The organism is Enterococcus sp. DIV0358 (genome assembly GCF_051713465.1).
In the GTDB taxonomy this organism is placed as follows: domain Bacteria; phylum Bacillota; class Bacilli; order Lactobacillales; family Enterococcaceae; genus Enterococcus; species Enterococcus faecalis.
Genome location: NZ_JBIOPX010000001.1, coordinates 2,080,947 through 2,105,573 on the forward strand (window position 1 = coordinate 2,080,947; position 24,627 = coordinate 2,105,573).

Below are 24,627 nucleotides of genomic sequence, written 5' to 3' on the forward strand. Positions count from 1 at the left end.
AAGACTCGTCATCTTTTCAGGATTTTTTTATTCTTGGTATTTTCCCATAATTCTTGATAAGGTATTTCATGGATATCACGAAAATAAGCTACTTCAAACTTTTCAAAATCAGTTGACTGGCAGTTGCCGGTTAAAACGCCAATTCCTGCTTTACCATGACACGTTCCCATGAAAACATCCACGAGCGAATCACCTACCATAATTACTTCTGTCGCCTTCAATTGACATGACTGACAAAAGGCTTGGAGCATGTCCACATCTGGTTTCGGTAAGTAACGATCTCCTGTCGCAATAAAATCAAACATTTCTGTTAAACCAAGATATTCCATAATTAACATAGTCGCTGGCAAAGTATCTGAAGTTGCTAATCCAATTTTATAGTTCTTCCGTTTCAGCTCAAGAAATAACTGTTTTAAATCACCAATTGCTTCAATCTTTTTCAGATTTTTTCGTAAATAATCATAAAAAAATTGCTCCAGCCATCGACTGCTGATTCCCTGTTCGACTAATTCCTCAAATTGCGCCAATTCCTGATAAAGTTCCTGATAAAGGACTTCATCAAGTAAATGTTTTTGCAAAAAACGTTGCTCCTGAATAGCTAATATCTTTTTTATTTCTGCTGAATGATGAGGGGCTAACATACTTAGTGTTTCAAAACAAGCTTTCAAACCTGCTTGCCAAAGAGTGTCAAAACGAATACACGTACCATCTTTATCAAATAAAATTCCTCGATTTTCCATGAAAGAACACCTCAAAACGTTTGCTTTGCTTCCTATTTGTTTCTTCAAGTATACTAATCATTTATTTGATTTTGATATTCTTTTTGTATCATTTGTGTAAAAAAATATAAAAAAGCAACGAATTTAGAAAAATTCGTTGCTTTTATATTAATCGATTACTTTTTTCACTTTGAATTCTTTTGTTTCAGCAGACGGTTCTGTTTGATCAGCTAATTCAAATAAAATATGGGTACCATTTTCTTCATCTTCAACGATAATCAGTTTTCCTGGAATCTTTCGAGTATCTTTCGCAATTTGGGCTTCTTTAATTAATTCTTTTTGATCTCTTTTTGAAGCAAGGGCATTTCCTAAATTAAAAAAGACAGTTTCTTCCATAATTAACCACTCACTTTCTCTACTTTTCTTAAGTTAATTATAGCATATCCCTAGAAAAAGTGGCAGCTTGTATCCTTTTACTTTCATTTAAGCATCAATAATCAAGGAATAAGCATAAGGACTTTCATAAATTCCTGAAGTATAATAATTGAGCCTCTTTTTAAATAGCGGGCCGTCAATTACCAACGTATGGTACTCCCCGTTTTCTCCGCAAATATCTAATTGATGCTCTTTAAGGTACGTGATAAATGTTTCATTTAACGGTTCTCCTAAAAATTTTATTGGAATACCTGCCTCTTTGCTGACCGTTTTGATAATTGCTGTGTACCCTTTTGCCAAGAATTCTTTGACAAGTGCTTCGCGATTCTCCTGCCAAAGAGGTAATTGTGGCTCAAGCCCAGCACTTAATGCAACTTGGCGATCCCAAGCACCATTTTGTTCAATATCTATATCGCCAAAACAAACCGTTTCTGCACCCAATTTTTTAGTTTCATGCAGTGCCTCAACCACTTTTTCTGTGTAATTTGTTTCGTTGTTATGTGATATAACAAGTGGTAAATCTAACGCTTCGGCTGCTGATTCTAAGACGGAGATTGGTATGCCGTGAAACCAAGAACGATTAATTTCATCACTTAATGTTGTCACTAACGCAACTGGCTGATTTCCTGCTTGTACCAATCGATCCATCGCCAATAAACAATCTTTACCAGAGCTATAACTTAAACAAAATTTTTTCATAAACGTTCCCTCTTTTCTCTATGACTATACCTCAAAATAATACATCCGTATACATATTTATTATTTAAGTATAACTAATACTGAATAGTTATTTGAATCAAAACATGGTATAAAATAGAGGTAAAGCAAGCTTTATTCACTTCTTTATATCTCTTTTCAACGGATGATCAGCTGGCGGAAACCAGCTGATCTTTTTTTCAAAAAACACAGCTATCTTTTGCAGTTTTCTTTTCCTCATGTTATAAAGAGAGGGTAGGAAGCATTTATTCACTTCTTTACAAATCTATCTTAATCTTAGACAGTCGGCGGAAAACGGCTGTCTATTTATCTGGAAAAATTATGAACTCGTCAGCTAGTGGTCAGTTGACGAGTTTTATGTTATAATAATTAGAACACGAAAAATATTTTTAAACGAACCATTCAATTGTTTTGATGATTTTATTCAAAACTGGCGTGTCTAGAGAGACACAAGGATGTATTAGAGGTAGGGAATACATCGCTTAAATGAAAAATACTTGAATACTAGAAATAGTCTGATCCAACTTTAAAATAATAATATTGATTCGTTAGATAGCCTTCTCTTTAAAGAGAAGGCTATTGTCAATTAAAGAGTAAAACCACCGAATGTTTAAAATTAAACTTATCTCAAACATACCCTGTCAGTGTTTCACGCATTATCTCAATAAACAGCAAAAATCCAGAAGAGTCTCTCTTCTGGATTTTTGCTTATTTGACGATACTTTTTTAAATTTTGTTAATCAATTTAAAATAATCCACATAAGTGCATAATTGGGAAAACAAATAATAAACTATCAAAACGATCTAAAATACCACCATGTCCTGGCAAGATGTTACCAGAGTCTTTCACGCCATAATGACGTTTGATAGAAGATTCAACCAAATCACCGAATTGCCCTACTATAGAAAATAGAACCGTCAATACGAGCATCACCGGCATTTGATAAGGAAATAGCCCTTTATTAGCTGTGAAAACTAAAAACAACGCTGCTACAACGACGGCTGATAAAATACCACCAAGTGCACCTTCTATTGTCTTGTTGGGTGAAACATCTGGCATCAATTTATGACGACCAAATCGGCGTCCAAATAGATATGCACCAATATCCGTTGCCCAGACAATGAATAAAGCAAATAACAAGACTTCAAAACCTGCGGAACGGGCACTAATAAAGTTCTGGAACCCCATCCCTACATATAAACTGACAATAACTGGAAAGCCAGCTTCTTCAATCGTATATGTATTTTTAGAAATTACCGAAGCACCTAACAACAACATTATAGTGACATAAAATAAAATGAAATTTGTTTGCATTTCCGGCAAAAAGTTTAACCATTTAATTGTTGGGATAACTAAAAAAACGGCCCCTAATGCTGATAAAATACCTTCAAAACTTAATAACGTTAATCCTTTCATACGGAATAACTCGTACACGCCGACTACTGCCAAAGCAACAGCGGCAATCTCAATTGCAAAACCACCATACCAGATAATTGGAATAAAGATGATTAATGCGACGATAGCTGTGATGACACGTTGTCTCACTGCGGATCGCTCCCTTCTGTTTCTGTAGTTTCTTTTAGACCTCCAAAACGACGATTACGATTTTGGAAAGAAGCAATCGCGGTTTCTAAAGTGTCCCCTGAAAAATCAGGCCATAATGCTTTTGTAAAAAACAACTCGCTATAAGCAATTTGCCATAGCAAGAAATTACTAATTCTCTCTTCCCCACTTGTTCGAATCAACAATTCTGGATCACGAAGTTCCGTGGGTAAAAAGCCAGTCATTAAGTGATCTGCGATCGTTTCTTCTGTAATCTCATCTGCCGTATATGTTTTTTCTGAAACCTCTGCAGCAATCTGTTTCATGGCAGTTAGTAGCTCCGCACGCGCCCCATAATTTAAAGCAAAGTTCAAAACCATGCCCGTATTGTCCTTGGTTTGCTCAATGGCCCGCTTAACAGCATCTTGCGTATGGCTTGGTAGAAACTCTTGGTAGCCCATTACATTGACTTTAACATTTTCCTTAATTAATTCAGGCACGAATGTATCAAAAAAATCAACAGGCAATTGCATTAAGAAATTGACTTCATCTGTTGGTCTCTTCCAATTTTCCGTTGAAAATGCATAAAGTGTTAAAACTTTAACGCCTAAATGACTAGCATGCTTCGTTATTTTTTTAACCGTATCCATGCCTTCTTTATGTCCAGCAATTCTCGGCAGTCTTCGATTCTGTGCCCACCGGCCATTTCCGTCCATAATAATGGCAATGTGCTGCGGAATTTGGCCTTCTTTATCAAAGGCGTACTGGCTTGCTTCTTCTACATATTTATTTTTTTGCGGAAAAAAACGTAACATCTTTTTCCCTCCATTCCAAAAAATCTATCTTAATTATTATAACAATAACTAATGCAAATGCCTATGCATAGTCCCTGAATTTTCCTGATAATTAAGAAATTCCTTGTAACTTTATCATTTATAGTCCTTTTTTAAAAGAAAAAAACTTAGACTTGGCAAGTAAATCAACATGATGTATCTGCCTAGCTTTAAAATTTTAAATAAACAACGGGACAGGAGCAGCTTCTTCGGAAATAAGCTGAACGTCCTTGAGAGACAAAAAGCATCTTTCAGAACTTTCTTCTTATTTCTTGAAGCTTAACACGCCTGTCCCGACCTCAAGTTTTTATTCTATTGTCTTTTTCTCTTTATTCATTGACTGGAACAATGGCACCGTTCCATTTTTTCGTAATCCAATCTTGGACTTCTTTGCTACGTAACACTTTGACTAATTTTTTTACATTTTCGTTGTTTTCGTCTTCTTTACGAACCGCAATAATATTGGCATAAGGTGAACTTTCTTTTTCTAAGGCAATCGCATCTTTTTTCGGATTTAATCCTTGATCCACGGCAAAGTTTGAGTTAATTAAAACCGCAGCCCCTTCTTCATTGTCATAAAGAGTGGTCATGATTGCTGGATCACTTTCATGATTGAATTTCAACTTTTTAGTATTTTTATCAATATCATCGAAAGTAGCAGTTGTCCGGTCTACCCCTTCTTTCAGCGTGATTAAACCAGCATCTTCTAAAATCGTTAAAACACGTGGCCAATCTGAAACGGAAGAGCTAACGTAAATCGTTGAACCATCAGGAATTTCTTGTAACGATTTGTATTTTTTCGAGTAAAGCCCAACTGGTTCTAAATGAATCGCACCTGCATTCACAAAGTCATAATCATTTTCTTTAACCGCTTCATTAAAGAACGGCACATGTTGGAAATAGTTGGCATCGATATCACCACTTTCCAACGCCTTGTTAGGTAGCACGTAATCTGTATAAGTCGTCACTTCTAGTTTTACGCCTTCTTTTTCTAATAAAGGTTTTACATGTTCTAAAATCTCTGCATGTGGAACCGGTGAAGCCCCAACTTTCAAGACCGAGTCATCACTCTTTTTATTGCCGCAAGCCCCTAAAATTAAGACAGCTACTGCTACAGTAATTACTGACCATAATGTACGTTTTTTCATCTTATTCCCTCCATTTATCGTTTATCTATTTTTTTAGCGACTGTATCCCCAAGCCATTGAATCGCAAAGACAATAATTAAGATACAAATCGTTGCTACTAAGGTAACTGTATTTTGACCACGTTGGAAGCCATCTTGATACGCCAAACTTCCTAAACCACCCGCTCCAATAGCAGCTGCCATTGCAGTGTAGCCCACTAAAGAAATGGTTGTAACGGTTAAGCCAGAAACAAGTGCTGGCAGACTTTCTGGTAATAGAACTTTCCAAATTATTTGGAAACGATTGGCCCCCATTGCTTTGGCTGCTTCAATCACGCCTTTATCGACTTCACGAAAAGCAATTTCGACCATGCGAGCATAAAAAGGTGCTGCGGAAATAATCAATGCTGGTAAGGAGCCTTTGACACCAGACATACTCCCTAAAATAATTTTTGTAAAAGGAATTAACAGAACGATTAAGATAATAAACGGAATCGAACGGAAAATATTTACAAAAATGGCCACTAGCCAATACAGTAATCGGCTCAAAATCCCTTTTCTGCCTGACGTTTCAAAAAGTAGTAGTCCTAAAATCAGCCCTAAAATGGCGACCACTATGATTGAAATCCCTGTCATATAGAGTGTTTCAATCGTTTTTTCTTGTAGTTTACTTATATCAATTTGGGAAAAATCAAAGAAACTTGCTAAGCCACGATTATTCATTTCCAATCACCTCTGTTTCTACACGAAGTTTACGTAATCCTTCAATGGCTGCTAGAATATTTTGCTCTTCGCCTAATAATTGAATATAAAGAGAACCCACTGCACCTTGCTTTGTTTGCTGAATGTTCCCTTGAATAATACTGACTTCTACTTGATATTCTTGGACAATATGCGAGATAATTGGCAATTTTGCTTGTTCGCCGTGGAAAAGTAGGCGAACAATTTTTCCATTCGGATATTGTTCCAACATTTCTTCAACAACCAGTTCCGTTTCTTCAATGTTTTTATCCGCTTCTTGTTGGATAAAGCGTTTCGCAATTTCCGTTTGAGGCTTTTTGAAAATATCGATCACTTTACCTTCTTCAACAATTTCACCATATTCCATCACGGCTACGCGATTACAAATTTTACGAATCACGTGCATTTCATGGGTAATTAATACAACCGTTAAATTTAATTCTTGGTTGATTTTTAGTAGTAATTCTAGCACTTCATCGGTTGTCTGCGGATCCAAAGCACTCGTTGCTTCATCACAAAGCAAAATATCAGGATTGTTAGCTAAGGCACGGGCAATCCCCACTCGTTGCTTTTGCCCACCAGAGAGTTGACTTGGGTAGGCGGTTTCCCGTCCTTCTAAACCAACCAACTTGATTAACTCTTCTGCGCGGCTTTTCCGATTTTGTTTTGGAACGCCAGCAATTTCCAATGGGAGCATGATATTTTCTAGGACCGTCCGTGACCATAATAAATTAAAATGTTGAAAGATCATCCCAATTTTTTTACGGAAGTTTCGTAGTTCTTTATTTGGCAACAATGCAATATCTTGTCCTTGAATTTCTACTTCACCTTCTGTAGGTGTTTCAAGTCCATTCAATAGGCGAACCAACGTACTTTTTCCTGCACCTGAATAGCCAATAATGCCATAAATATCACCTGATTCAACTGTTAAATCAATATCTTTTAAAGCCGTGACTTTACCCGCTTTACCGGAAAACTCTTTTTTTACATGACGTAATTCAATTAATGCCATTTTGTTCTCCTCTTCTTTCTGTTCTACTTTCTTATTTTGAAGGTTTCGCACTTTTTATGAAACGAATTTGCTTAATAAAAACAAAAAAACTTCCATCCTTTTGCTATTACAGCAAAAAGGACGAAAGTTTGTCATTTCGTGATACCACCTTAATTCGCTATTATTTCTCAATAATAACCTCATACGGTACTTGATTCTTCGCATACCGTTGGCTGTAACGGGCGCCCCGTAGTAAGTTCACTGCTTCGCTCACTTACTCTGCTCAAAGACCATCTTCCATCTTAAATCTGTTACCCATTCTCAGCAAACAGGGCTCTCTTCAAACGTCCTTAACATGTACTCTTCTTTTCAAAGCTTTCTTTTGATTAGATTGAGAAAATTATAGCAATAAACATTGGCCTTGTCAACGTAAGACTAAAGATTTTCAAATTCTGTTGGTTCAACATCTGCTAAAACAGCAATCCAGGCATTTTCTTCATCTAATGCACTTGGCTCTTGATCAGCCGCTTCATTAATCGCAACTACCTTACCAGATAATGGACTACTGAATTCACTGACTGCTTTTTCTGCTTCTAATTCAATTAAAGAGTCACCTTTAGCTAATGTTTGTCCGACTTTTGGAAACGTTGCAAAAGTAATCTTTCCTAAATCCTCTTGGGCTTCGGCGGTTAAACCAATTTTATAACCTGCTTCTGTTGGTAAGATCCATAATTGATCAATTTGTTTCATTTCACTCATTTTCCAAGCACTCCTTCGTAATCTGCTTCTTTAAAACCATTCGTTAGAAATGTATTGTCTTTTAAGAGAATTGGACGCTTAATCAACATGCCATCCGCAGCTAAGCGCTGACTTGCTTCTTCAATAGAAAAACTGTCAACAAGATCTTTTAAGCCTTGTTCTCTATATAAAACCCCACTTGTGTTAAAAAAACGACGAACAGGCAAGCCGGTTTCTTTCATCCATTTTGCTAGTTGTTCACTACTAGGCGGTGTTGTTTTAATATCAATTGCTTGGTATTTAACGCCTTGTTGGTCTAACCACGCTTTCGCTTTTTTACAAGTTGAGCATTTAGGATATTCATAAAGTGTGTACATTTCTACCCCTTCTTTCTTCTTTCTTTAACGACCACTTCTGGTACGAACCGTTTCTTGTTGGTAACGCATGGACATAATTAAGCCCACCCCAATCATGTTACCTAAAATGGAAGAACCACCTTGACTAATAAACGGTAATGGAATCCCAGTTAATGGTAGTAAACCAATATTCGCTCCAATGTTTTCAAAAACATGGAACAAAATCATCATGATAATTCCTGTGGCAATGTAGGCATAGAATTCATTATTTGTATCAAAACAAACGCGAATCATGCGGTAGATTAAAATAAAATACAACAAAATAATGAAACAGCCACCAATAAAGCCAAAGTTTTCACCAACAACTGTAAAAATCATATCTGACTCACGAACAGGGACATACACATCACTCACATTAAAGCCTTTTCCGAAAAGGCCCCCAGAACCAATTGCTGTTAATGCTAGCGCTGGTTGGAATGAGCGATCTGGATCTGTATGGAAAGGATTTAGCCATAAATCAATCCGATCAAATTGATAAGCTTTAATGCCAATTTTAGACAATAAGTCTCTTCCTGTTTCTGTTGTTACCAAGTAGATGGTTCCAGCTCCGACTAGAGCAGCTATGATAAAGGCGGGCACAATAATTTTCCAAGTAATGCCAGACATTAAGAAAACTCCCCCAAAAATGGCTAAGAAAACTAACATCGTCCCGAAGTCTTTTTGTAAAAGTACTAAAACAATTACCGGAATCGCGACTAATAGCATTTTAGCGATTAGCCAAAAGTCGCTTTTGAGTGTTCGGTCCACATATTTAACATTATGCATGGTCACTATATAGGCCAACATCAAAATAAACGCAATCTTCATCAATTCCGATGGTTGGAATGTGGTGCCACCAAAGCGAATCCAGTTTTTAGAACCTGTTTGCTCTGCTAGCACGGGGTCATAGAATTTCAGTAGTAATCCCATTAATACTAATCCAAGTGCATAAAAAACGGGCGTTAACCGCCAGAGTAATTTTGAGCTAAAATGCATAATAATGACAATACTTAATCCTCCGACTAAATACCACAGTCCTTGTTTCATTAACAAGCTACCAATTTTAGGTTTGCTTGGATCATTGTAAAGCGCTACGTAAAGCGATAGCATACCAATTAGTGATAAAAGAAAAACTGGTAATATCACGCCGTAATCAATTCGACTATCTAAATTTGTTTTCTCTTTTCTATTCATTCGTCATCCCTTTTCCTTTGTTCATACGTTTTTTATTATATCTTTCTCACAGAAGAAAAGAAAGGAATTCTACTATATTTGAGAAAAACTTTAGAGAATTGGTCCTTCACTAGCAATTTTTTCTTTTTCTTCAATCCTATTTGGCTTTTATTTAAAATTTTTTACATCAGTGATAATGAGAAAGTTTACTATAAACATTCAGTAACAAAAAACAGTCGCAACTAAAACACGTTGCGACTGTTTTTATTCGCTTTTTCTTTGTTTCGTTTGTTGTAGCTCTTTATTAATTCGGACAATTTCGTTGCCAAAATTTTGCCAGTCACTGGCTCGCGGAGGCGCTAACCAAATTAAACATTTTACTGAAAATAACGTTTTTGGTAAATAATCCGAAACTACTAAATCAGTATCTGGTCGAATCGCTGAATGAAAGTGAATGCTGAAAGATTCGAATATTTTGATTTGTTCTTTGATAAACTGAGTATATTTTTCTCCTTGCGTAAAATTCACATAAAGATTGATCGTGCTTTTTTCATTCCTTTGGTCATAAAGACGGGATAACACTAATAGCAAATCAAAAAATAAAGAAAGCTTACTAAACTCAAACGCCGAGCAATCCAACGCAAATAAAAACTGACGACAGCTATTAAAAACAATTGGGTAGCGTTCCTGAAAAAATTCTAAATCCATAATTCGTAAGGTGATATCGATGAACGGCGTAATAAAACGATGTTGATAAATAATCGGAACAATTTCTTGATAAAATTCTTCGTCCGAAATTGTAAACGGCATATAAGAAAAGAATAATGTTTTCGTAGCCGTAATTGCCTCATTGTGAGAACTTAGCAAATGTTCCGAAATAAGTTCACTTTGATAGACCGATAAATTGCCGATAATTCCTTGAATTTCTGCGTTTTTCTCTGCATGAGTCGCCTTCATCACTTCGTTGATCCAACTTTGAATTTCTTGATAAATCGAACTTTCTTCATCAAAAGCGAATGGATTTTCTTCTTGGGATAAAAAATAATTAGCTTTTCTTTGCGTTCGTTCTAACGCCACCAATACATAATGTTTAAATAAATGAAAATTAGTGATATTTTCATAAGAGCCTTTCAATTGAGCCAATAATTGGTTCACTGCGCGAAGATCTGTTTGATTATATAATTCTTCAGAATCTTTGTAAATTCGGTAATAAAGCATAGTAAAATATTGTCTAATCGCCATTTCATTGCCGCTAAGTTGTAAATTTTTGGATAACTTAATACCGTATTGACCTAATTCTTTCCGGATATGGTCAACAATTTTGTATACAACCGTTCGACTCATCCCGTGCTTTTCACCATATTTTTTGATTGAGGTAAACTGATGAAAGAAAATAGTTTTTAATAGATTAAATTCTAACGAGTCTTTTAAATAATATTCTTCAATAATACTTGAAGAAATACGAAGGCTTTGAGATAACAAAATTTCATTATTTTTTTCACTGATTTCCATCTCATTAATCAGACCAAAGCGTTGCAAATCTGCATTGATTTCTGTTATGTTCCGTTCTAGCAAATAAGGAGAAATAGCTAATTGCTTACATAAACGATCTTTTCGTTCAGAAAATGAATATTGTTGCTCTAACTTTCTAATAATCGCTAATTTTAAATTTTCCCGATCATCTAATAACAAGAATTCCATTTAAACTCTCCTTGTTCCATACAAAAGTGAGCCTGACAGGAAGCTTAAAGTGGTGCCAAATTGAGAGGCCCCACTTGCCGCTCCTCCAGTAATTTCCACTGGGGCTATCGTATCTATTTTTTTCAACAACTCATCATTTAACAGCACCTTTTTATTTACTCGTTCCTGTTCAATTTTATTTTTCTTTTTCTCCTGTTTTGTTTGTTGCTCCTTGTCCTGTCTCGAGGCAATAATTGGTCTTTCTGGCCCAATCATTGCATGACTATAAGGAAGCTCTGCAAGCATATTCCCCTCTGCAGCAAAATTAGTAGGGTTGACATACACCTTCGCAATAGAAAGGTATGACTCGTAACGGAAGGTTACAAAATAAAGGCCTACTTTTTGAGTATTTACATTATTTTCTATAATTACATTTTCTAAATTTAAAGGGCGACCCTCTTTATCTTTTAGAAAAACGACATTGTCTAAGGGTGACCATGCTTGATTAACTCCTAAAAACGTGTCTTTTAATTTAAGTTCCGTTTGATTTTCTTTGACCGTAATGGTTGCTGTTTCAATTTTGCCATCCACTTCATAAGTCACGGTGTATTTGCCTGGTGTTGTCGCTTCGTTTGCATAGCTATTCACTGAAGCAATCAACATTCCTGAAGAAAGAAATAAGGCTGTGCCGATACTACCATAATAAATAGTTCGCTGGTTCATCTCGTTTATTATTCCTCCAAACTATTTCATAAAAATAACTATCTTAACAGAAAAACCTGCTAATAGGTGTTCTTAAAATAAAAGTCACTTGTAAAACTTCCTATTTTCCAAGGAAACAGCTACCCTCATTCATGCACTTATTCATCTTTTAAGCGTGGAACAAAAGTTACTTTAAACTTTTGCCCCACGCTCATTTAATTATTTTCGTTTCTTCTTGATGACTATACCACTAATAATCACAATAAGTAACACAACAAGTCCTAGCACACGATATAGACCATTAGTTTGTTCTCCCGTTTTTGGATAACGGCCCTGCTTGTCAGGTTTCACAATATGTGTGACATACTGACTACGTTTTATCGTGGTTTGATTCGTTGAGGAACTAGTCTGGTTGTTCTCATTTTTATCTGGTAGTGGTGTAGGATTACGATCAATCACATGAACAGTTGCTACTGTCGTCAATTGACGAGGTGTTTCGTTTGAAAACATTGAGAAAAGTCGTGACTGCACAGCTGGTTTGGTTTCATTAACTGGCTCAGTGGTATAGGAAATCTGGTACTCTCCTGTTTTCTTTGTATCAACTTCCCCTTTTACTTGAACTTTATCAAAGGATATAGCATGACCGTCACGATCTGTCGCTGAAACGAAATTATCTTCTGGTTTCCACGAATCACCAACATAAATCGTTGTATCTTTGACCTCTAACTTAGATTGGTCGGGTTTGACGGTCACATGGGCTGTTTCTTCTTTACCTTCGTAACTGTATACGATTGGGTAAACGCCTGCTTTGGTGTTATCAACTTGACCTGAAACAGTGATTTTTTCGAAGGGAACGTCTTGACCTGTTTTGTCTGTCGCGGAAACGAAGTTATCTTCTGCTTCCCATTTATCACCCACATAAATTGTTGTATCTTTGACCTCTAACTGACTGTCATCACGGACATGAACGATTGCTTTCGCTTCTTTTGTGCCATTTTTATAGACAATTTCATAATCGCCTATTTTATCAACATTCACTGTTCCCTGAACATCAATTTTTTCAAACGGAACGTCTTGACCTGTTTTGTCTGTCGCTGAAACGAAATTATCTTCTGGTTTCCACGAATCACCAACATAAATCGTTGAATCTTTGACCTCTAACTTAGACTGGTCGGCTTTGACGGTCACATTAGCTGTTTCTTCTTTACCTTCGTAACTGTATACGATTGGATAAACGCCTGCTTTGCTAGTATCAACTTGACCTGAAACAGTGATTTTTTCGAAGGGAACATCTTGACCTGTTTTATCTGTTGCTGAAACAAAGTTCTCTTCTGGTTTCCATGAATCGCCGACATAAATCGTTGTATCTTTGACTTGTAAACGACTGTGATCAATTGTTTTAGTTAATGGAATTTTTAGTTGATTGTCTCCTTTGACCAGCTTAATGGCTTTTCCTGTCAAATACTCTTCATCCACGGAATATTCCTGCGGTACATTCGTTACTCGCAAAGTATAATCACCTGTCATGATGGCATCAAAGGAGTATTGACCTTTTTCATCTGTTGTAAATTCGGTTGCTGTATGCGTGACATTATCAATTAGTTCAAAAGAAACCTTCGCAATTGCTTGGTTTTCATCCTCTATGTTATGCGTATAGAATGTGGCAGTTGCTAAATAAACAATGCCTTCCGCATCGCCTTCTGAGAATTTCAATGTGATTGGTGCAGTGGTGACTTTTTTCTTGCTAGCAGACATCTGGTTCAATGTTTCAGAGTCGATTGTTATTTCTGTATAGATTTGGCCAGCGTTTGCAGAGACAGTATTGTATTCAATCGTAATGTTTTCTGTCAATGTATAGTCTTTAAAAATGACTTTCGCACCGTTTGTAGTCTTCTCTAATGAATAAGCATCTTCTGGCACGCCTTTCACGGTAATAGAATTCAAATCGATTTGAGCATTGGTTGTGCCTTTTGGTGTTAATTCAATCGTTGGATTTTTCACGCGATGTGTTTTATTATCAATATTTTTTGTTGTTACTGTCGTTTTTGTTACATTTTTTAATGTTGGATTCGCCGCTTGTGTTGCACTCAAAATGTCTAACGCTTCATTTTGAACAGAAACCGTAGCAGACCCTTCATTATTATTCGATTGTGGTTCTTTCGCTGTCCCTGTTATATAAAGAGTTGGCACGTCGATCCAGCCATTGGCATTTTTATACTCAATAATGTAACGTTTGTTGGTTTTTCCAAAATCAAACGTGTAACTATTGGTATTTTCGTCAAAAGTAATCGTTGGGTATCCAGGACTGTCTGGTGACATTGGTTTATCAAAATAATAGCCACGATCCCAGTATTGTGGATAAATTGAATCTACCTGATCGTTTGAAACATCATAAATGTCAAAAAGAACATCGGCGCCAGCTGGAATTTTTGTACGGACGCTTAGTGAGTCAAAAGAATCATTTCGTGCATTGACAAGGAATTGATTTTTACTACTTTGAAGTGTTCGTTCAGAACCACGCTTACTATTAGTAGTTACTGTCGTATCAACTGGAGTTAAACCTTCAGCACTCATTGTTATCGGTATCGTATCGACTGGGATACTTTTATCTTTTGGCAAACTATCTGGCACATAATTAAAACCAATTGGAATTTGGATTTCGTTGGTTATTGGCGTAGTGAACTTAATAACTGAACCATCTGACGTTGGCGTTACTGTATAATCCGTTCCTAACTTGTAATAAAAATAAATTTCTTTTGTAGCTCGCAATGAAAGATAATTAGGATGCTTTACTTTAATTTCTAAATTTTGAATCGGTGTCTCTTTGCTTCCCATAACTGAGACAGTTGTTCTTGATGAATAGGCACCATTTTGATCATAATTACCCCAAGCAGTTTCAGCATTCAAAGGATTAACAACACTAATGGGTTCAATATATTGATCGGATACTAATTGAATGGCTTTATTGGGACCAATTACAGGTGTACTTAATGATAGATTAATGTCCTTCTTGTCAAAATCCATTGTTAAATCAGAAATATTTATTCTTAAATAGCTATCTTTTGTGGCCGTTAAGATGAGCCTGCCACCTTCAGTTTTAATATCAAAATAGTCTTCCAATTTTACATTTTCATATAAAGGTCCATACGCCGTAAATTTAGGATTCTTAATTTCTTGACCGTTTGTACTCTCTAATACGATTTGTTGACCCACTTTTGTTTCTGTTAACGTGCCATAAATTGTTACATAATATTTCCCTTTGCTTTGAAAACTGATATAGGACATACTACGCATTTCACGATCAGCAATTACTTTACTTGTTTGACTCGTCTTAGCAGTAAAATCGGTTGTTTGTTTAGTTCCTGTCGTACTTTTCAAAGAAATTGACCCAATTTTTGTTGTTGGATACTGCTGCGAATATAAGTAGTTATAGTCCGAAGCACTCTCTAAATAAATTGTCCGATTAATCGATAAGGAATAGGCTTTTTGTTGATTCATGTTTGGAACAGTTACAGCAATCCGCCCTAGTGAATTATCGCTTAATGTATAATCTTTGCCAGGTGTTAACAGGGTTTGCGTTTCTGGTAAAATTTGACCATTAATGTCGACATCGTAACTGAAAACTTGAGGTTCCAAGTTATCTTGTTTTCCAAAGACAGCGCCTGGCGTCTCTGTTGTTAATAATTCTAATGTTTGATTGCCAGTTAACGTCCGGTCTAAATTATAAAAAATTTCGCCATCTAACCCTGTCGTTCTGGTTCGTTCGTTATATTGAATTGGTTCTACTTGTTCATATAAATCAAACGAGTAGGTTTTTTTATTTTTTCCTGGAGTTTCAATTTTGATTAATGGTTCCGCCTCTGTTGTTAGATAACTTTTTAGTTCTACTTTAAAGGAGGTATCCGAAACTCGCTGATTAAACGTAATACTTAATGTTTTGGTTGCCGCATCGACTGCCCAAGTTGCGCCAATGCCTGTCACTTCTCCGCTGACAGTTGAATAACCTAAATGTTCTGGTAATTGAACTGTATAAACTGATCCAGGTGCATAACCCGTGTTTCCAACAGCAAATTGGAACGTAGCGGTTACCGGTGTTGTATTTAATTCGCGGTGAACCTCTGTTTGGCTGTATTCTGTTCCACCAATCGGCGCAAGACTCATACTGTCAAGTAGTTCATCTGTAATTGGCGCTTGAACATCTGGTAGGGCTTTTTCATTAAGTGAGGTGTCCTTGCCCTCCGTTGTTTGTTGTTCAGATGGTGTAGCAGCATCACTGGAAGCTGTTGTGCTCGCCTCTGTGGTTTGCGATTCAGTTGTTGCAGTTGGTTGATTCATTTCTGAAGTAGTCGTTGTTGCTAAAGGTAAAGATGGTGTTGAGTTCGATAACTCTGCCTCTTTTTTTGCTGTATCAATGGTCTCTGTTTGTGCTTCTGTCGTTGTTACAGCATAGGCATTTACGGCAAACCCGAAATTTTGTGCGAGAAGTATACTCAACATCACAAAAGAAAAAGTTTTTTTCTTCATACTAATCCCCTTTCAATAAAATTCATATAACCTAATAATAGCTTGTTAAAAATGAAACAATTGATTAATTTTTTTTGAATCTTCAAAAAAAAAAAACATCTTTTCATAAAAAAATACTTGGAAAATCAGCCACAATCACTGTTTTTCCAAGTATTTTTTTATTAATATTTGTAAATTATCGTTTCTTTTGACGAAAAACGACCACGAAATAAACTGCAATAAACAATAACACTAAGAGCGAGTTACTATTTTTAATAAAAGTTAAAAATTGACTTGTTTGCATTGAAATGCCTTTGCCGCCAGTCAATTCTAATAAAAATTGTGTCGTACCACCTTTGCCTACTACAGTGACTAACATAAGCGCCATCAAAATAAATTGATGGAATAAACTCCCTTTTGTTTGTGTTGTATATTTGATAAGGATGCGGCTATCTTTTGGCAAATCTGTCTCTTGATAATATCGCCTAGCTAAAAAGCTGTTCAATGTGCTTTTGAAAAAACTCAAGAGAAACAGGCCTAAAATAGTCCACGAGGTAAGAAGTAATATTCCCAAACTTCCCGCCAGACCAACCATTGGTATGTTGTTTGACCATTGTTTCGTTTTACTAGCTGCAATCATTGCAAAAATCATCCCTAAAACATAAGGTAAATAGAGATAGATGCCCATATGAGCTCTGCCATAAACCCCTGCAACATAAATGGAACCAAATAAAAATAAATAGTTCCCCACAATCCCGTTAATCAAGGTCGCAAGATTCATTTCTAATGATACTTTATATGCGCCGCGTTTGCCATAATGACTAACGAAAAGGACAGCCACCACAAAGAAACAGCAGGCGCCAACAATCGCATAATCAAATTCCACCGCATTCGTTAATAAGCGACCACTTCTTAATAAAAGTAATAACACAAAAAAGATAACAAACAGAATTAATTCTTTTCGTGAAACTTCTGCTGATTCTTCTTCTAGCTCGTTTAATGAAACAGGATAGCTCTTGATTGCTACTAAAGCAACCAGAAAATAGAGCGCGTACACCAATAACGCCAGTCCAATCTCAGTCGCTTTAAAAAATAAAGCGCCAAATAAAACAGCGGTCAATAAGACTGTCGTTAAAAGATTGCTGTGACTAATTTTTTGACCTTCTTCTTTCAAGAAAAAGCGAATTGATTGATTACTTGGTGGCAACAACGCCCCACTAAGTCCTAACAACATTCCTGAAATACTATAAAGCGGGAAAGAAAAAGCGCCGGCGATCCCAATTAAGGATCCTGCCAAACCTAACAATAGAGAAATCTTTAGTAGACCTAGACTAGTCAAAGACAAATTAATTCCTCGAACTAGAAAAATGCCTGTCATACGCAATGTATAAAATAAGACAAATGGTAAAATTGTTAGAAGGTTGTGTCCATCACTCAATTGAATGTAAAGTAAATAAGGCACAACTATAATCGTATTACTTAGTAAACTTAATGCTGTATTACCAAGACTTTCAATTTTTTTATTCATTTTGACCTCTTCTTTTATCTTTCATTTTCTATTATTTTTAGGGTAGCATTGTTTACTTTTTTTGTCCATAAAATAACAGATGTAGCAATTTCCTAATGTTTATTTTCCACTGTTACGTATAATAGTTAATGACAACAGCTTGGACTTTCTCTGTTCCATCATTTATATACGTGTGTACTTGATTAGCATCAAAATACATAGCGGCGTCTTTTGGAAGAAGGTATCTCTGACCGCCCACTTCAATAGCTAATGATCCTTGAATAACCATGACATATTCTGTCGAACGTTTTGAATGCCCAACAGCTTGATACTTTTTCCCTGGATCTAATTCAAACTGAAAGAGTTCAAAGTTTCTTTCCTGGTTGTCTGAGTAGTAATTAAAGACTCGATAGGAGTGATCTTCAGAATGTTGTGTTACCGTCTCAGTTTTTTTAACCACGGGATTTTCTTTAACATAGTCATCTTCTAATAAATACGTATATGGAACATTGAGTCCATTACTTATTTTCCAAATTGTATTTATGGTAGGGTTGGTGGTTCCTTTTTCAATCTGCGAAAGCATCCCTTTACTCACTCCGGTTATCCCAGCTAGTTCATCTAACGTAAGTTTTTTTTCTTGTCTAATTTTTTTTAAATTATTGCCAATAATTGTATTAATCTCCAAAATAGTTGCTCCTTCTGCTTCTTTTTATCATCCAAAAGTTTAATATATTGAACAAAAGTATTCTTTATTGTATTATACAATATATATCTTAGTTGTTCAAAAGGAGTGGTTAATAATGAAAACGCTCATTCGCTCGTTGTGTCTTATTATCGAAGGTCTAGATTTTCAGACACACGTGTTTAAATTTTATACAGAAAGAAGGAAAAAAAGAGAATGAACCACCAATTAGATGCACGCACTGGCATTCGTGAAGCCTTGCCAACGGTTTTTGGCTATATTGGTATTGGCATTGCTTTTGGTATCGTAGGACAAGCAGCAGGTTTTTCCCCTCTGATTGTTAGTGCGATGTCGTTTTTTATTTTTGCAGGATCTGCTCAGTTTGTAACAGTTAGTATGTTGACTGGCGGCAGCCCTATCTTATCTATTGTGTTAGCGACTTTCTTAGTAAATGCGCGTATGATTCTTATGGGAATGACCATTGCGCCTTACTTTAAAGCCGAATCTCTCGGTAAAAATCTCTGGTTGGGAACCTTACTGACGGATGAAAGTTTTGCACTAGGAATGAATAAATTAAACCATACCAAAGGACGTTTAAGTTTTGAGTGGTTTAATGCTGCCAATTTGATTTCCTATGCGACTTGGGTTTTTTCGACGATCATCGGTGCCTATCTAGGGCGCTTTATTGCAAACCCTCAAGCATTAGGTCTTGAGTTTGCGGTCGTGGCTATGTTCATTGGTTTACTCTATCTGCAGATAATTAGTGATCGTTCCATGAAAATCGCTTTACAACTCATCATGGTCCTGATTACTTTTGGGTTGATGTCTATTGGTCTAATTTTTATTCCCAGTAATTTAATTGTCTTAGTTGTCACGTTAATCGGGTGTGGAATAGGAGTGATGATAAAACATGCCTTCTTCTGAGTATCTCTTTTTAACAATTTTAGGCTGTACCGTTGCAACCTGGCTTTCAAGAATACTGCCATTTTTACTTTTAAAAAAAATCAGTCTGCCACAGAAATTATTAGAATATCTAAGTTTTGTTCCCATTGTGATTATGTCCGCCTTATGGTTTAGTAGCTTATTTGAACAAAGAATTGGGCATTTACCAAGCCTCAATCTTCCTTATTTATTCGCTTCATTCCCTACCATTTTAGCCGCAATACTTACTAAAAACTTATTGCTTATTGTACTGGTAGGCATTGCTTCATTTGCACTAATCCAAAATTTTATCTAAAAAAAACAGACAGGCACTACCATCTGGTAGTGCCTGTCTGTTTTTTTAGATGCCAGCTGCAGGGATCGAACCTGTGACCTACGCGTTACGAGTAAATAAAATATTGCTTTTTATTTATAAATACTTTTAAATCAACATTGCTATTACAAATAATACAAAAACTAGACATAATAAAGAATACTCTAGTCATTTTTAGACATAAAAATATAACAAATTTTAGCTATCTGAACTTCTGAAATTATTTTTTCCAATTCATAGTAACACTTATAAATTTATATGATACAATATTATCAAAAAAATAAGTTAGGAGTCTTTATCTTGAGTAAATTTAGTGAATCTACATTAAGTGGTTGGACAAAACCCGCAAGCGTTACAGAAGAAGATAGAATTGAAAATACCATTAAAATGATTAAATCCGCCATAAAAAATGATAATAATTTTGATAATTTAGTCTATGAAGTTTTTGTGCAAGGTTCTTATGGAAATAATACTAACGTTAGAACCAACAGTGATATTGATGTAAATATCATGCTCACCAGTACATTTTATTCGAAATATCCCGAAGGTAAAACAGATTCCGACTATGGCTTTACTGATGGAACTATTACCTATAATGAGTATAAGGATTTGATTCTTACAGCGCTTACCAATAAATTTGGAACTGGGAATGTAACTGTAGGTAATAAATCCATAAAAATTACTTCAAACTCCTATAGAGTTGAAGCTGACTGCATACCAAGTCTTCTATATAGAAATTATGAATATAAAAATAGTTCTTCTCCAAACAACTATATTGAAGGTATAAAATATTTTGCATCAGATAATACTTCAGTAGTTAATTATCCAAAAGTTCACATTAATAATGGTATTGAAAAAAATAACCAAACCCATAAAAATTACAAAAGACTTGTCCGAGTAATAAAACGTTTAAGAAATAAAATGACTGCAGAAAACCATTTTACTAACGAAAACATTACCTCTTTTTTAATCGAATGCTTAATCTGGAATGTTCCTAATAATTACATTAATGACTATGACACATGGGATGAAACTATTAAACAAACTCTAATTTTTCTCGAATCATCAATTAACGATAATTCATATAAAAACTGGACAGAAGTTAGTGGAATGTTTTATTTATTCCATAATAATAGAAAATGGACAAGTGACGATGTGTCAAGTTTTGTAAACTCTCTATGGTCATTTATGGAGTACTAATATGAAAAATATTAAAAGTTCAATTGCCTTTAGCGTTATAGTTGGCTTAGTTATTCTCACAACCGGAATTAAATATATGTTATTGTCTTCTGAAGAAGTGAACCTTAATTTTTTCATCAGTTGCTTTTCGGCATCTACTACAGTATGTACAACAGCTTCTATTTTATTTTGTTCATATCTTTGGAAATTCAAATTATTTAACGGGTGGTTTGTGTTAATTCCAGTTTTAAATGGTACATGGAAAGGAAGCTTAACTTCTTCTTGGAATAACCAATCTAAACCAATAAATATAACATTAGAAATCAGACAATCTTTATTTAAAACTAGCTGTACAATGATTACAGATGAAAGTAAAAGTGAAAGTATTTCTTTCGATTACATCATCGATGAAAATAGTCAACAGAATAAATTAATATATATTTATCGTAATACTCCAAAATCTAGTCATCGTGGAAATAGCCCTATTCATTATGGCAGTGTTATATTAGAAATTGGAAATAATACTCTTAATGGAATGTACTGGACTGATAGAAAAACCATTGGTGATATAAACTTGACCCGATTATAATCCTATTCACAAATGAAAAAGTCTGTACTAATTGAAGTATAGGCTTTTTATACATATAATCTTATTATTAATTTAATAGCATTTTTTAATGTCATTTAATCTTCTTTCATCATAAGAAGTTCACAATTTAACTAAATAATAACTTGTTTCTTTTCCACTATCTTTAATATACAAGGTAAATTCATGATACAATAGAACTAAAATAATTGATTTTCTTAGGAGGATACATTATTGAAAAATATAACAGCAGAAATTCTTAATTACTTTGAAAATGAAATTCCAGCTATTTTTAACAATAAAACTAGTATTCGACAGCATCAGGTTCAAATGGCTCTTGACGTTGCTGATTTTCTATTTAATTCAAAAAAACAAATTATGTTTTTAGAAGCCCCAGTTGGAACAGGTAAGTCACTAGGTGTATTAATTCCCAGTCTTTTATACACCAAAGAAAACAAAAATAGTATATTATATGCTACTTCCACAATCAACCTTCAACATCAAATATACGATGTCGACTCAATTATGCTAGAGAAATTAAAACTACTCAAGACTTCAAATAAAATATTAGCACAAGGAAAATCAAATTACACTTGCAAAACCAGTTTTAAAGAAAATATTGATAAATTTACTGCTAAAGAAAAGAAATTACTTTTTCAATTTTTTGAAACATGTAAGTTTGGTTTATTTTCTGAATTAGAAATATTACTACCTAGTATAAATAAAAATAAGTATAAATACCTATCAATGGAGTACGTTACACATCGTTGCGAGGATTTTAAATGTCCTGGACACAGACATAGAAGCACATATAAAAAAAGACATCAACTTACAATTACTAACCATAACCAATTAAATCAATCATATGTTAATGAAAAAAAAAGAAGAGCACCTATCGTAAATTTTAGAAATAATATACTCATTATCGATGAAGCACATTCTCTCAAAGAAAATTTTCTTGCAAGTATCGAAAAGTCTTACAATACAAAAAATTTAAGAAAACTAAAGCTAACTAAAAATAGAAAAAAATATTTTAGTTACTTAAACAAATTATCAAAATCTTTCTTAAATTATATAGACTGCGATTCTGAAAACACATCAATGCGATATAAAATACAATATAAAGATAAATATTTACTTATCGAATTAATGAACATTCTAAATGAAAATTTAATTTCTCTAACTGCACGTCAAAACTATCCAGAAAATATTGTTGAAGAGATTAATGATGCAAGTGAATTTTTATCAATTTTTTTAAAAAGCCAAAAACATAAATCATGGATACAATTTGATAATAAAGACTTGTCTTTACATTATGTAGATTTAAATTTTAACAGGCAGTTCCAAGAATATCTTTTTAATCTATCGTCATATTCAAAAATTATTCTCATGTCTGGAACTTTAACTGTTACCGATTATGAAAAAGATATAAACGTAGACTGGAATTTGACATCAGATAAATATATCTATAAAAACTACCCTACTGTTTTTTCTTTAGATAAACAATCTATTATGTACATTCCAAAAAATTATCCTAACCCAAATTCCCAACATCACCTTCAGCATATTCAAGAAGATCTGCCTAGAATAATAAAATTAATTTCAGGCGGAACATTAATTTTATGTACATCAAACAAATATTTAACATATCTATCAAAATACTTAAAAGAAAATAAAAAGATTCATGAAACTATTTATGTTCAAGGTGACCAAGGTACTCAACATCTAAGTAATAAATTCAGGAAAGATATTAATAGCATATTGGTCGGATCTGGAAGTTTTTTTACTGGTTTTTCTATTGAAGGAAAATCTTTAAATAAGTTACTTATAACTAAACTTCCTTATCCAGTTCCAACAGATCCCTATATAGAATTAATTTCTCAAGGTTATGAAAGGCACGAATTATATGACAATTTTTATCTCCCTATAATGTTAAAAAAACTTGAACAAGGATTAGGACGACTTATTCGAAGTAATTCAGATTTTGGAATAATAACTCTTTTTGATTCTAGAGTCTATTCCAATAAAAATATAAAATTTTTTATAGAAAAATTAGGATATAAAATCACATCAAATATTTTGGAAGTAGAAAAATTTATAATAAATAATCAAAAAAAAATAATTAACATATCGACTAGTCACTACAACAAAAAAAAATTAAATCTTCCAACAATCATATTTAACAATAATTCTACTACTCTTGAAAATAATCCGACAAGCAATATACGGAAAAATCTAAAAAAAGAAAACGAAGAAAATGACTTACAAAAATGGCTCAGACTCTTTGTTCAAGAGCATAAGAAAGATACGCCATATAAAAATCCAAGAGTTCCTTATAAAAAATGTCATTCGGATAAAGAAGTTTATCAAGCTGCTATAAACTTTTGTCATCAAAAAGGAATAGACTATAAAATAGTAGCGGAGAGTTTTCCGACCTACAATAAAAGTTTGGCACGTTTAAGCCCTACAGTCTCAGGACCAGTTATAACCATAACTGCTCAATAAAAAATCACATTTTATTGTACACTGTGCTAATTTAAAATACGTTAAATCAATAAAATTAAGAAGTGCAATATGTATTTTATTATATTAAAATATTCTATACACATTAGCTAACTAAAAAAAGTAAAACCATCACACCAAATAATCCATTTATTGGTGTAATGGTTTTACTTTTTATTAACAATAATATATTACTCTCATTCAAAGATTCATATAAAAACCTTAAACATAGTTCAAAGACTTATTTAAATTTTCCTGATTTGTACACCAATTCATAGTTACCACTAGCTTTCATATCATCAAAGGTTACTTTACTTTTAGTACTATCTAATCGCTTATCTTCATCATAATAATAAAAATACTCCAGTGCACTAGTTTCATTTTTAACAGGAACCCAAACATCAGCCAAATAACGATTAGTATCTTTATCTTTATACATTAAAAAACTAAACCCATCTTCCGAATACTCATCCCCATATGCAGAATCTTTCATTATAGAATCTTTAAATTCTTCACCTGTTTTATCTAATTTAGAACCATTACATGCAGTTAATGTGAAAACTGCAACAACCATCAACACAATTGAAACTACCTTTTTCATTTTTCCATCTCCTTACTTA

General features: G+C 34.3%; 22 protein-coding genes and 1 other annotated feature. Of the genes, 5 read left to right on the forward strand and 17 right to left on the reverse strand.

The features are described from left to right. Positions 1-8 precede the first annotated feature (8 nt). The 16 genes from IGK70_RS10020 to IGK70_RS10095 form a co-directional block, all read right to left on the reverse strand. On the reverse strand, positions 9-740 hold the full coding sequence (locus IGK70_RS10020; RefSeq protein WP_071981550.1) for an HAD family hydrolase: 732 nt from the start codon (positions 738-740) through the stop codon (positions 9-11). 147 nt (positions 741-887) lie between these two features. Continuing rightward, positions 888-1,115: a hypothetical protein gene (locus tag IGK70_RS10025; protein WP_002362220.1), complete on the reverse strand. Its 228-nt coding sequence runs from the start codon at positions 1,113-1,115 to the stop codon at positions 888-890. Positions 1,116-1,202: 87 nt separating this feature from the next. Next, positions 1,203-1,853, reverse strand: a complete 651-nt coding sequence (locus tag IGK70_RS10030) for a hypothetical protein (RefSeq protein WP_010823866.1) — start codon at positions 1,851-1,853, stop codon at positions 1,203-1,205. A gap of 763 nt (positions 1,854-2,616) precedes the next feature. Further along, entirely contained in the window at positions 2,617-3,417 is an 801-nt protein-coding gene (locus IGK70_RS10035; RefSeq protein WP_438775236.1) for a phosphatidate cytidylyltransferase, read from the reverse strand. Next, positions 3,414-4,229 carry an isoprenyl transferase gene (locus tag IGK70_RS10040; protein WP_002356646.1) on the reverse strand — a complete coding sequence of 272 codons (816 nt, stop codon included), beginning with the start codon at positions 4,227-4,229 and terminating at the stop codon, positions 3,414-3,416. Before IGK70_RS10040 ends, IGK70_RS10035 begins: the two co-directional genes overlap by 4 nt. A gap of 347 nt (positions 4,230-4,576) precedes the next feature. Further along, positions 4,577-5,395, reverse strand: coding sequence for a MetQ/NlpA family ABC transporter substrate-binding protein (locus tag IGK70_RS10045; RefSeq protein WP_016616121.1), 819 nt, complete (start codon positions 5,393-5,395; stop codon positions 4,577-4,579). A gap of 14 nt (positions 5,396-5,409) precedes the next feature. Beyond that, positions 5,410-6,096: a methionine ABC transporter permease gene (locus IGK70_RS10050; protein WP_002356640.1), complete on the reverse strand. Its 687-nt coding sequence runs from the start codon at positions 6,094-6,096 to the stop codon at positions 5,410-5,412. Then, complete coding sequence (locus IGK70_RS10055) at positions 6,089-7,126, reverse strand: methionine ABC transporter ATP-binding protein (protein ID WP_002356639.1); 1,038 nt, start codon at positions 7,124-7,126, stop codon at positions 6,089-6,091. Before IGK70_RS10055 ends, IGK70_RS10050 begins: the two co-directional genes overlap by 8 nt. Positions 7,127-7,239: 113 nt before the next feature. Next, positions 7,240-7,487 (reverse strand) — a binding site (T-box leader). Positions 7,488-7,540: 53 nt separating this feature from the next. Next, positions 7,541-7,855 carry a glycine cleavage system protein H gene (locus IGK70_RS10060; RefSeq protein ID WP_011109554.1) on the reverse strand — a complete coding sequence of 105 codons (315 nt, stop codon included), beginning with the start codon at positions 7,853-7,855 and terminating at the stop codon, positions 7,541-7,543. 5 nt (positions 7,856-7,860) lie between these two features. Further along, positions 7,861-8,220, reverse strand: coding sequence for an arsenate reductase family protein (locus IGK70_RS10065; RefSeq protein WP_002376650.1), 360 nt, complete (start codon positions 8,218-8,220; stop codon positions 7,861-7,863). Between the two features lie 24 nt (positions 8,221-8,244). Then, positions 8,245-9,432 carry an FtsW/RodA/SpoVE family cell cycle protein gene (locus tag IGK70_RS10070; RefSeq protein WP_002367107.1) on the reverse strand — a complete coding sequence of 396 codons (1,188 nt, stop codon included), beginning with the start codon at positions 9,430-9,432 and terminating at the stop codon, positions 8,245-8,247. A gap of 243 nt (positions 9,433-9,675) precedes the next feature. Further along, positions 9,676-11,112, reverse strand: a complete 1,437-nt coding sequence (locus tag IGK70_RS10075) for a helix-turn-helix domain-containing protein (RefSeq protein WP_002356635.1) — start codon at positions 11,110-11,112, stop codon at positions 9,676-9,678. Continuing rightward, on the reverse strand, positions 11,113-11,814 hold the full coding sequence (locus IGK70_RS10080; protein ID WP_002376645.1) for a bacterial Ig-like domain-containing protein: 702 nt from the start codon (positions 11,812-11,814) through the stop codon (positions 11,113-11,115). Between the two features lie 198 nt (positions 11,815-12,012). Beyond that, positions 12,013-16,317 (reverse strand): bacterial Ig-like domain-containing protein, encoded by a 4,305-nt coding sequence (locus IGK70_RS10085; RefSeq protein WP_438775238.1) that lies wholly within the window; start codon positions 16,315-16,317, stop codon positions 12,013-12,015. 175 nt (positions 16,318-16,492) lie between these two features. Next, positions 16,493-17,824, reverse strand: coding sequence for a hypothetical protein (locus tag IGK70_RS10090; protein ID WP_002407190.1), 1,332 nt, complete (start codon positions 17,822-17,824; stop codon positions 16,493-16,495). 112 nt (positions 17,825-17,936) lie between these two features. Next, positions 17,937-18,488 carry a helix-turn-helix domain-containing protein gene (locus IGK70_RS10095; RefSeq protein WP_071981553.1) on the reverse strand — a complete coding sequence of 184 codons (552 nt, stop codon included), beginning with the start codon at positions 18,486-18,488 and terminating at the stop codon, positions 17,937-17,939. A gap of 213 nt (positions 18,489-18,701) precedes the next feature. Here IGK70_RS10095 and IGK70_RS10100 point away from each other — a divergent pair, with 213 nt between their 5' ends. From IGK70_RS10100 to IGK70_RS10120, 5 genes are all read left to right on the forward strand, one after another. After that, a complete protein-coding gene (locus IGK70_RS10100; protein ID WP_002356628.1) occupies positions 18,702-19,409 on the forward strand; it encodes an AzlC family ABC transporter permease in 708 nt (235 codons plus the stop codon). Next, positions 19,396-19,722 carry an AzlD domain-containing protein gene (locus IGK70_RS10105; RefSeq protein ID WP_002362235.1) on the forward strand — a complete coding sequence of 109 codons (327 nt, stop codon included), beginning with the start codon at positions 19,396-19,398 and terminating at the stop codon, positions 19,720-19,722. Before IGK70_RS10100 ends, IGK70_RS10105 begins: the two co-directional genes overlap by 14 nt. A 318-nt stretch (positions 19,723-20,040) precedes the next feature. After that, positions 20,041-20,940, forward strand: coding sequence for a nucleotidyltransferase domain-containing protein (locus IGK70_RS10110; protein ID WP_033640529.1), 900 nt, complete (start codon positions 20,041-20,043; stop codon positions 20,938-20,940). 1 nt (position 20,941) lies between these two features. After that, entirely contained in the window at positions 20,942-21,508 is a 567-nt protein-coding gene (locus tag IGK70_RS10115; RefSeq protein ID WP_050492555.1) for a hypothetical protein, read from the forward strand. 231 nt (positions 21,509-21,739) lie between these two features. Continuing rightward, complete coding sequence (locus IGK70_RS10120; RefSeq protein ID WP_033640531.1) at positions 21,740-24,010, forward strand: ATP-dependent DNA helicase; 2,271 nt, start codon at positions 21,740-21,742, stop codon at positions 24,008-24,010. 238 nt (positions 24,011-24,248) lie between these two features. Here the strand turns inward: IGK70_RS10120 and IGK70_RS10125 are convergent, their stop codons facing one another. Next, positions 24,249-24,608, reverse strand: coding sequence for a lipoprotein (locus IGK70_RS10125; protein ID WP_033640533.1), 360 nt, complete (start codon positions 24,606-24,608; stop codon positions 24,249-24,251). Between the last annotated feature and the right edge of the window lie 19 nt (positions 24,609-24,627).

Coding starts and splice junctions, on each gene's coding strand:
- IGK70_RS10030 (WP_010823866.1), bottom strand. CDS start 1,853: ATGAAAAAATTTTGTTTAAGTTATAGCTCTGGTAAAGATTGTTTATTG.
- IGK70_RS10090 (WP_002407190.1), bottom strand. CDS start 17,824: ATGAATAAAAAAATTGAAAGTCTTGGTAATACAGCATTAAGTTTACTA.
- IGK70_RS10020 (WP_071981550.1), bottom strand. CDS start 740: ATGGAAAATCGAGGAATTTTATTTGATAAAGATGGTACGTGTATTCGT.
- IGK70_RS10100 (WP_002356628.1), top strand. CDS start 18,702: ATGAACCACCAATTAGATGCACGCACTGGCATTCGTGAAGCCTTGCCA.
- IGK70_RS10075 (WP_002356635.1), bottom strand. CDS start 11,112: ATGGAATTCTTGTTATTAGATGATCGGGAAAATTTAAAATTAGCGATT.
- IGK70_RS10040 (WP_002356646.1), bottom strand. CDS start 4,229: ATGTTACGTTTTTTTCCGCAAAAAAATAAATATGTAGAAGAAGCAAGC.
- IGK70_RS10115 (WP_050492555.1), top strand. CDS start 20,942: ATGAAAAATATTAAAAGTTCAATTGCCTTTAGCGTTATAGTTGGCTTA.
- IGK70_RS10045 (WP_016616121.1), bottom strand. CDS start 5,395: ATGAAAAAACGTACATTATGGTCAGTAATTACTGTAGCAGTAGCTGTC.
- IGK70_RS10125 (WP_033640533.1), bottom strand. CDS start 24,608: ATGAAAAAGGTAGTTTCAATTGTGTTGATGGTTGTTGCAGTTTTCACA.
- IGK70_RS10025 (WP_002362220.1), bottom strand. CDS start 1,115: ATGGAAGAAACTGTCTTTTTTAATTTAGGAAATGCCCTTGCTTCAAAA.
- IGK70_RS10105 (WP_002362235.1), top strand. CDS start 19,396: ATGCCTTCTTCTGAGTATCTCTTTTTAACAATTTTAGGCTGTACCGTT.
- IGK70_RS10060 (WP_011109554.1), bottom strand. CDS start 7,855: ATGAAACAAATTGATCAATTATGGATCTTACCAACAGAAGCAGGTTAT.
- IGK70_RS10080 (WP_002376645.1), bottom strand. CDS start 11,814: ATGAACCAGCGAACTATTTATTATGGTAGTATCGGCACAGCCTTATTT.
- IGK70_RS10050 (WP_002356640.1), bottom strand. CDS start 6,096: ATGAATAATCGTGGCTTAGCAAGTTTCTTTGATTTTTCCCAAATTGAT.
- IGK70_RS10065 (WP_002376650.1), bottom strand. CDS start 8,220: ATGTACACACTTTATGAATATCCTAAATGCTCAACTTGTAAAAAAGCG.
- IGK70_RS10070 (WP_002367107.1), bottom strand. CDS start 9,432: ATGAATAGAAAAGAGAAAACAAATTTAGATAGTCGAATTGATTACGGC.
- IGK70_RS10055 (WP_002356639.1), bottom strand. CDS start 7,126: ATGGCATTAATTGAATTACGTCATGTAAAAAAAGAGTTTTCCGGTAAA.
- IGK70_RS10085 (WP_438775238.1), bottom strand. CDS start 16,317: ATGAAGAAAAAAACTTTTTCTTTTGTGATGTTGAGTATACTTCTCGCA.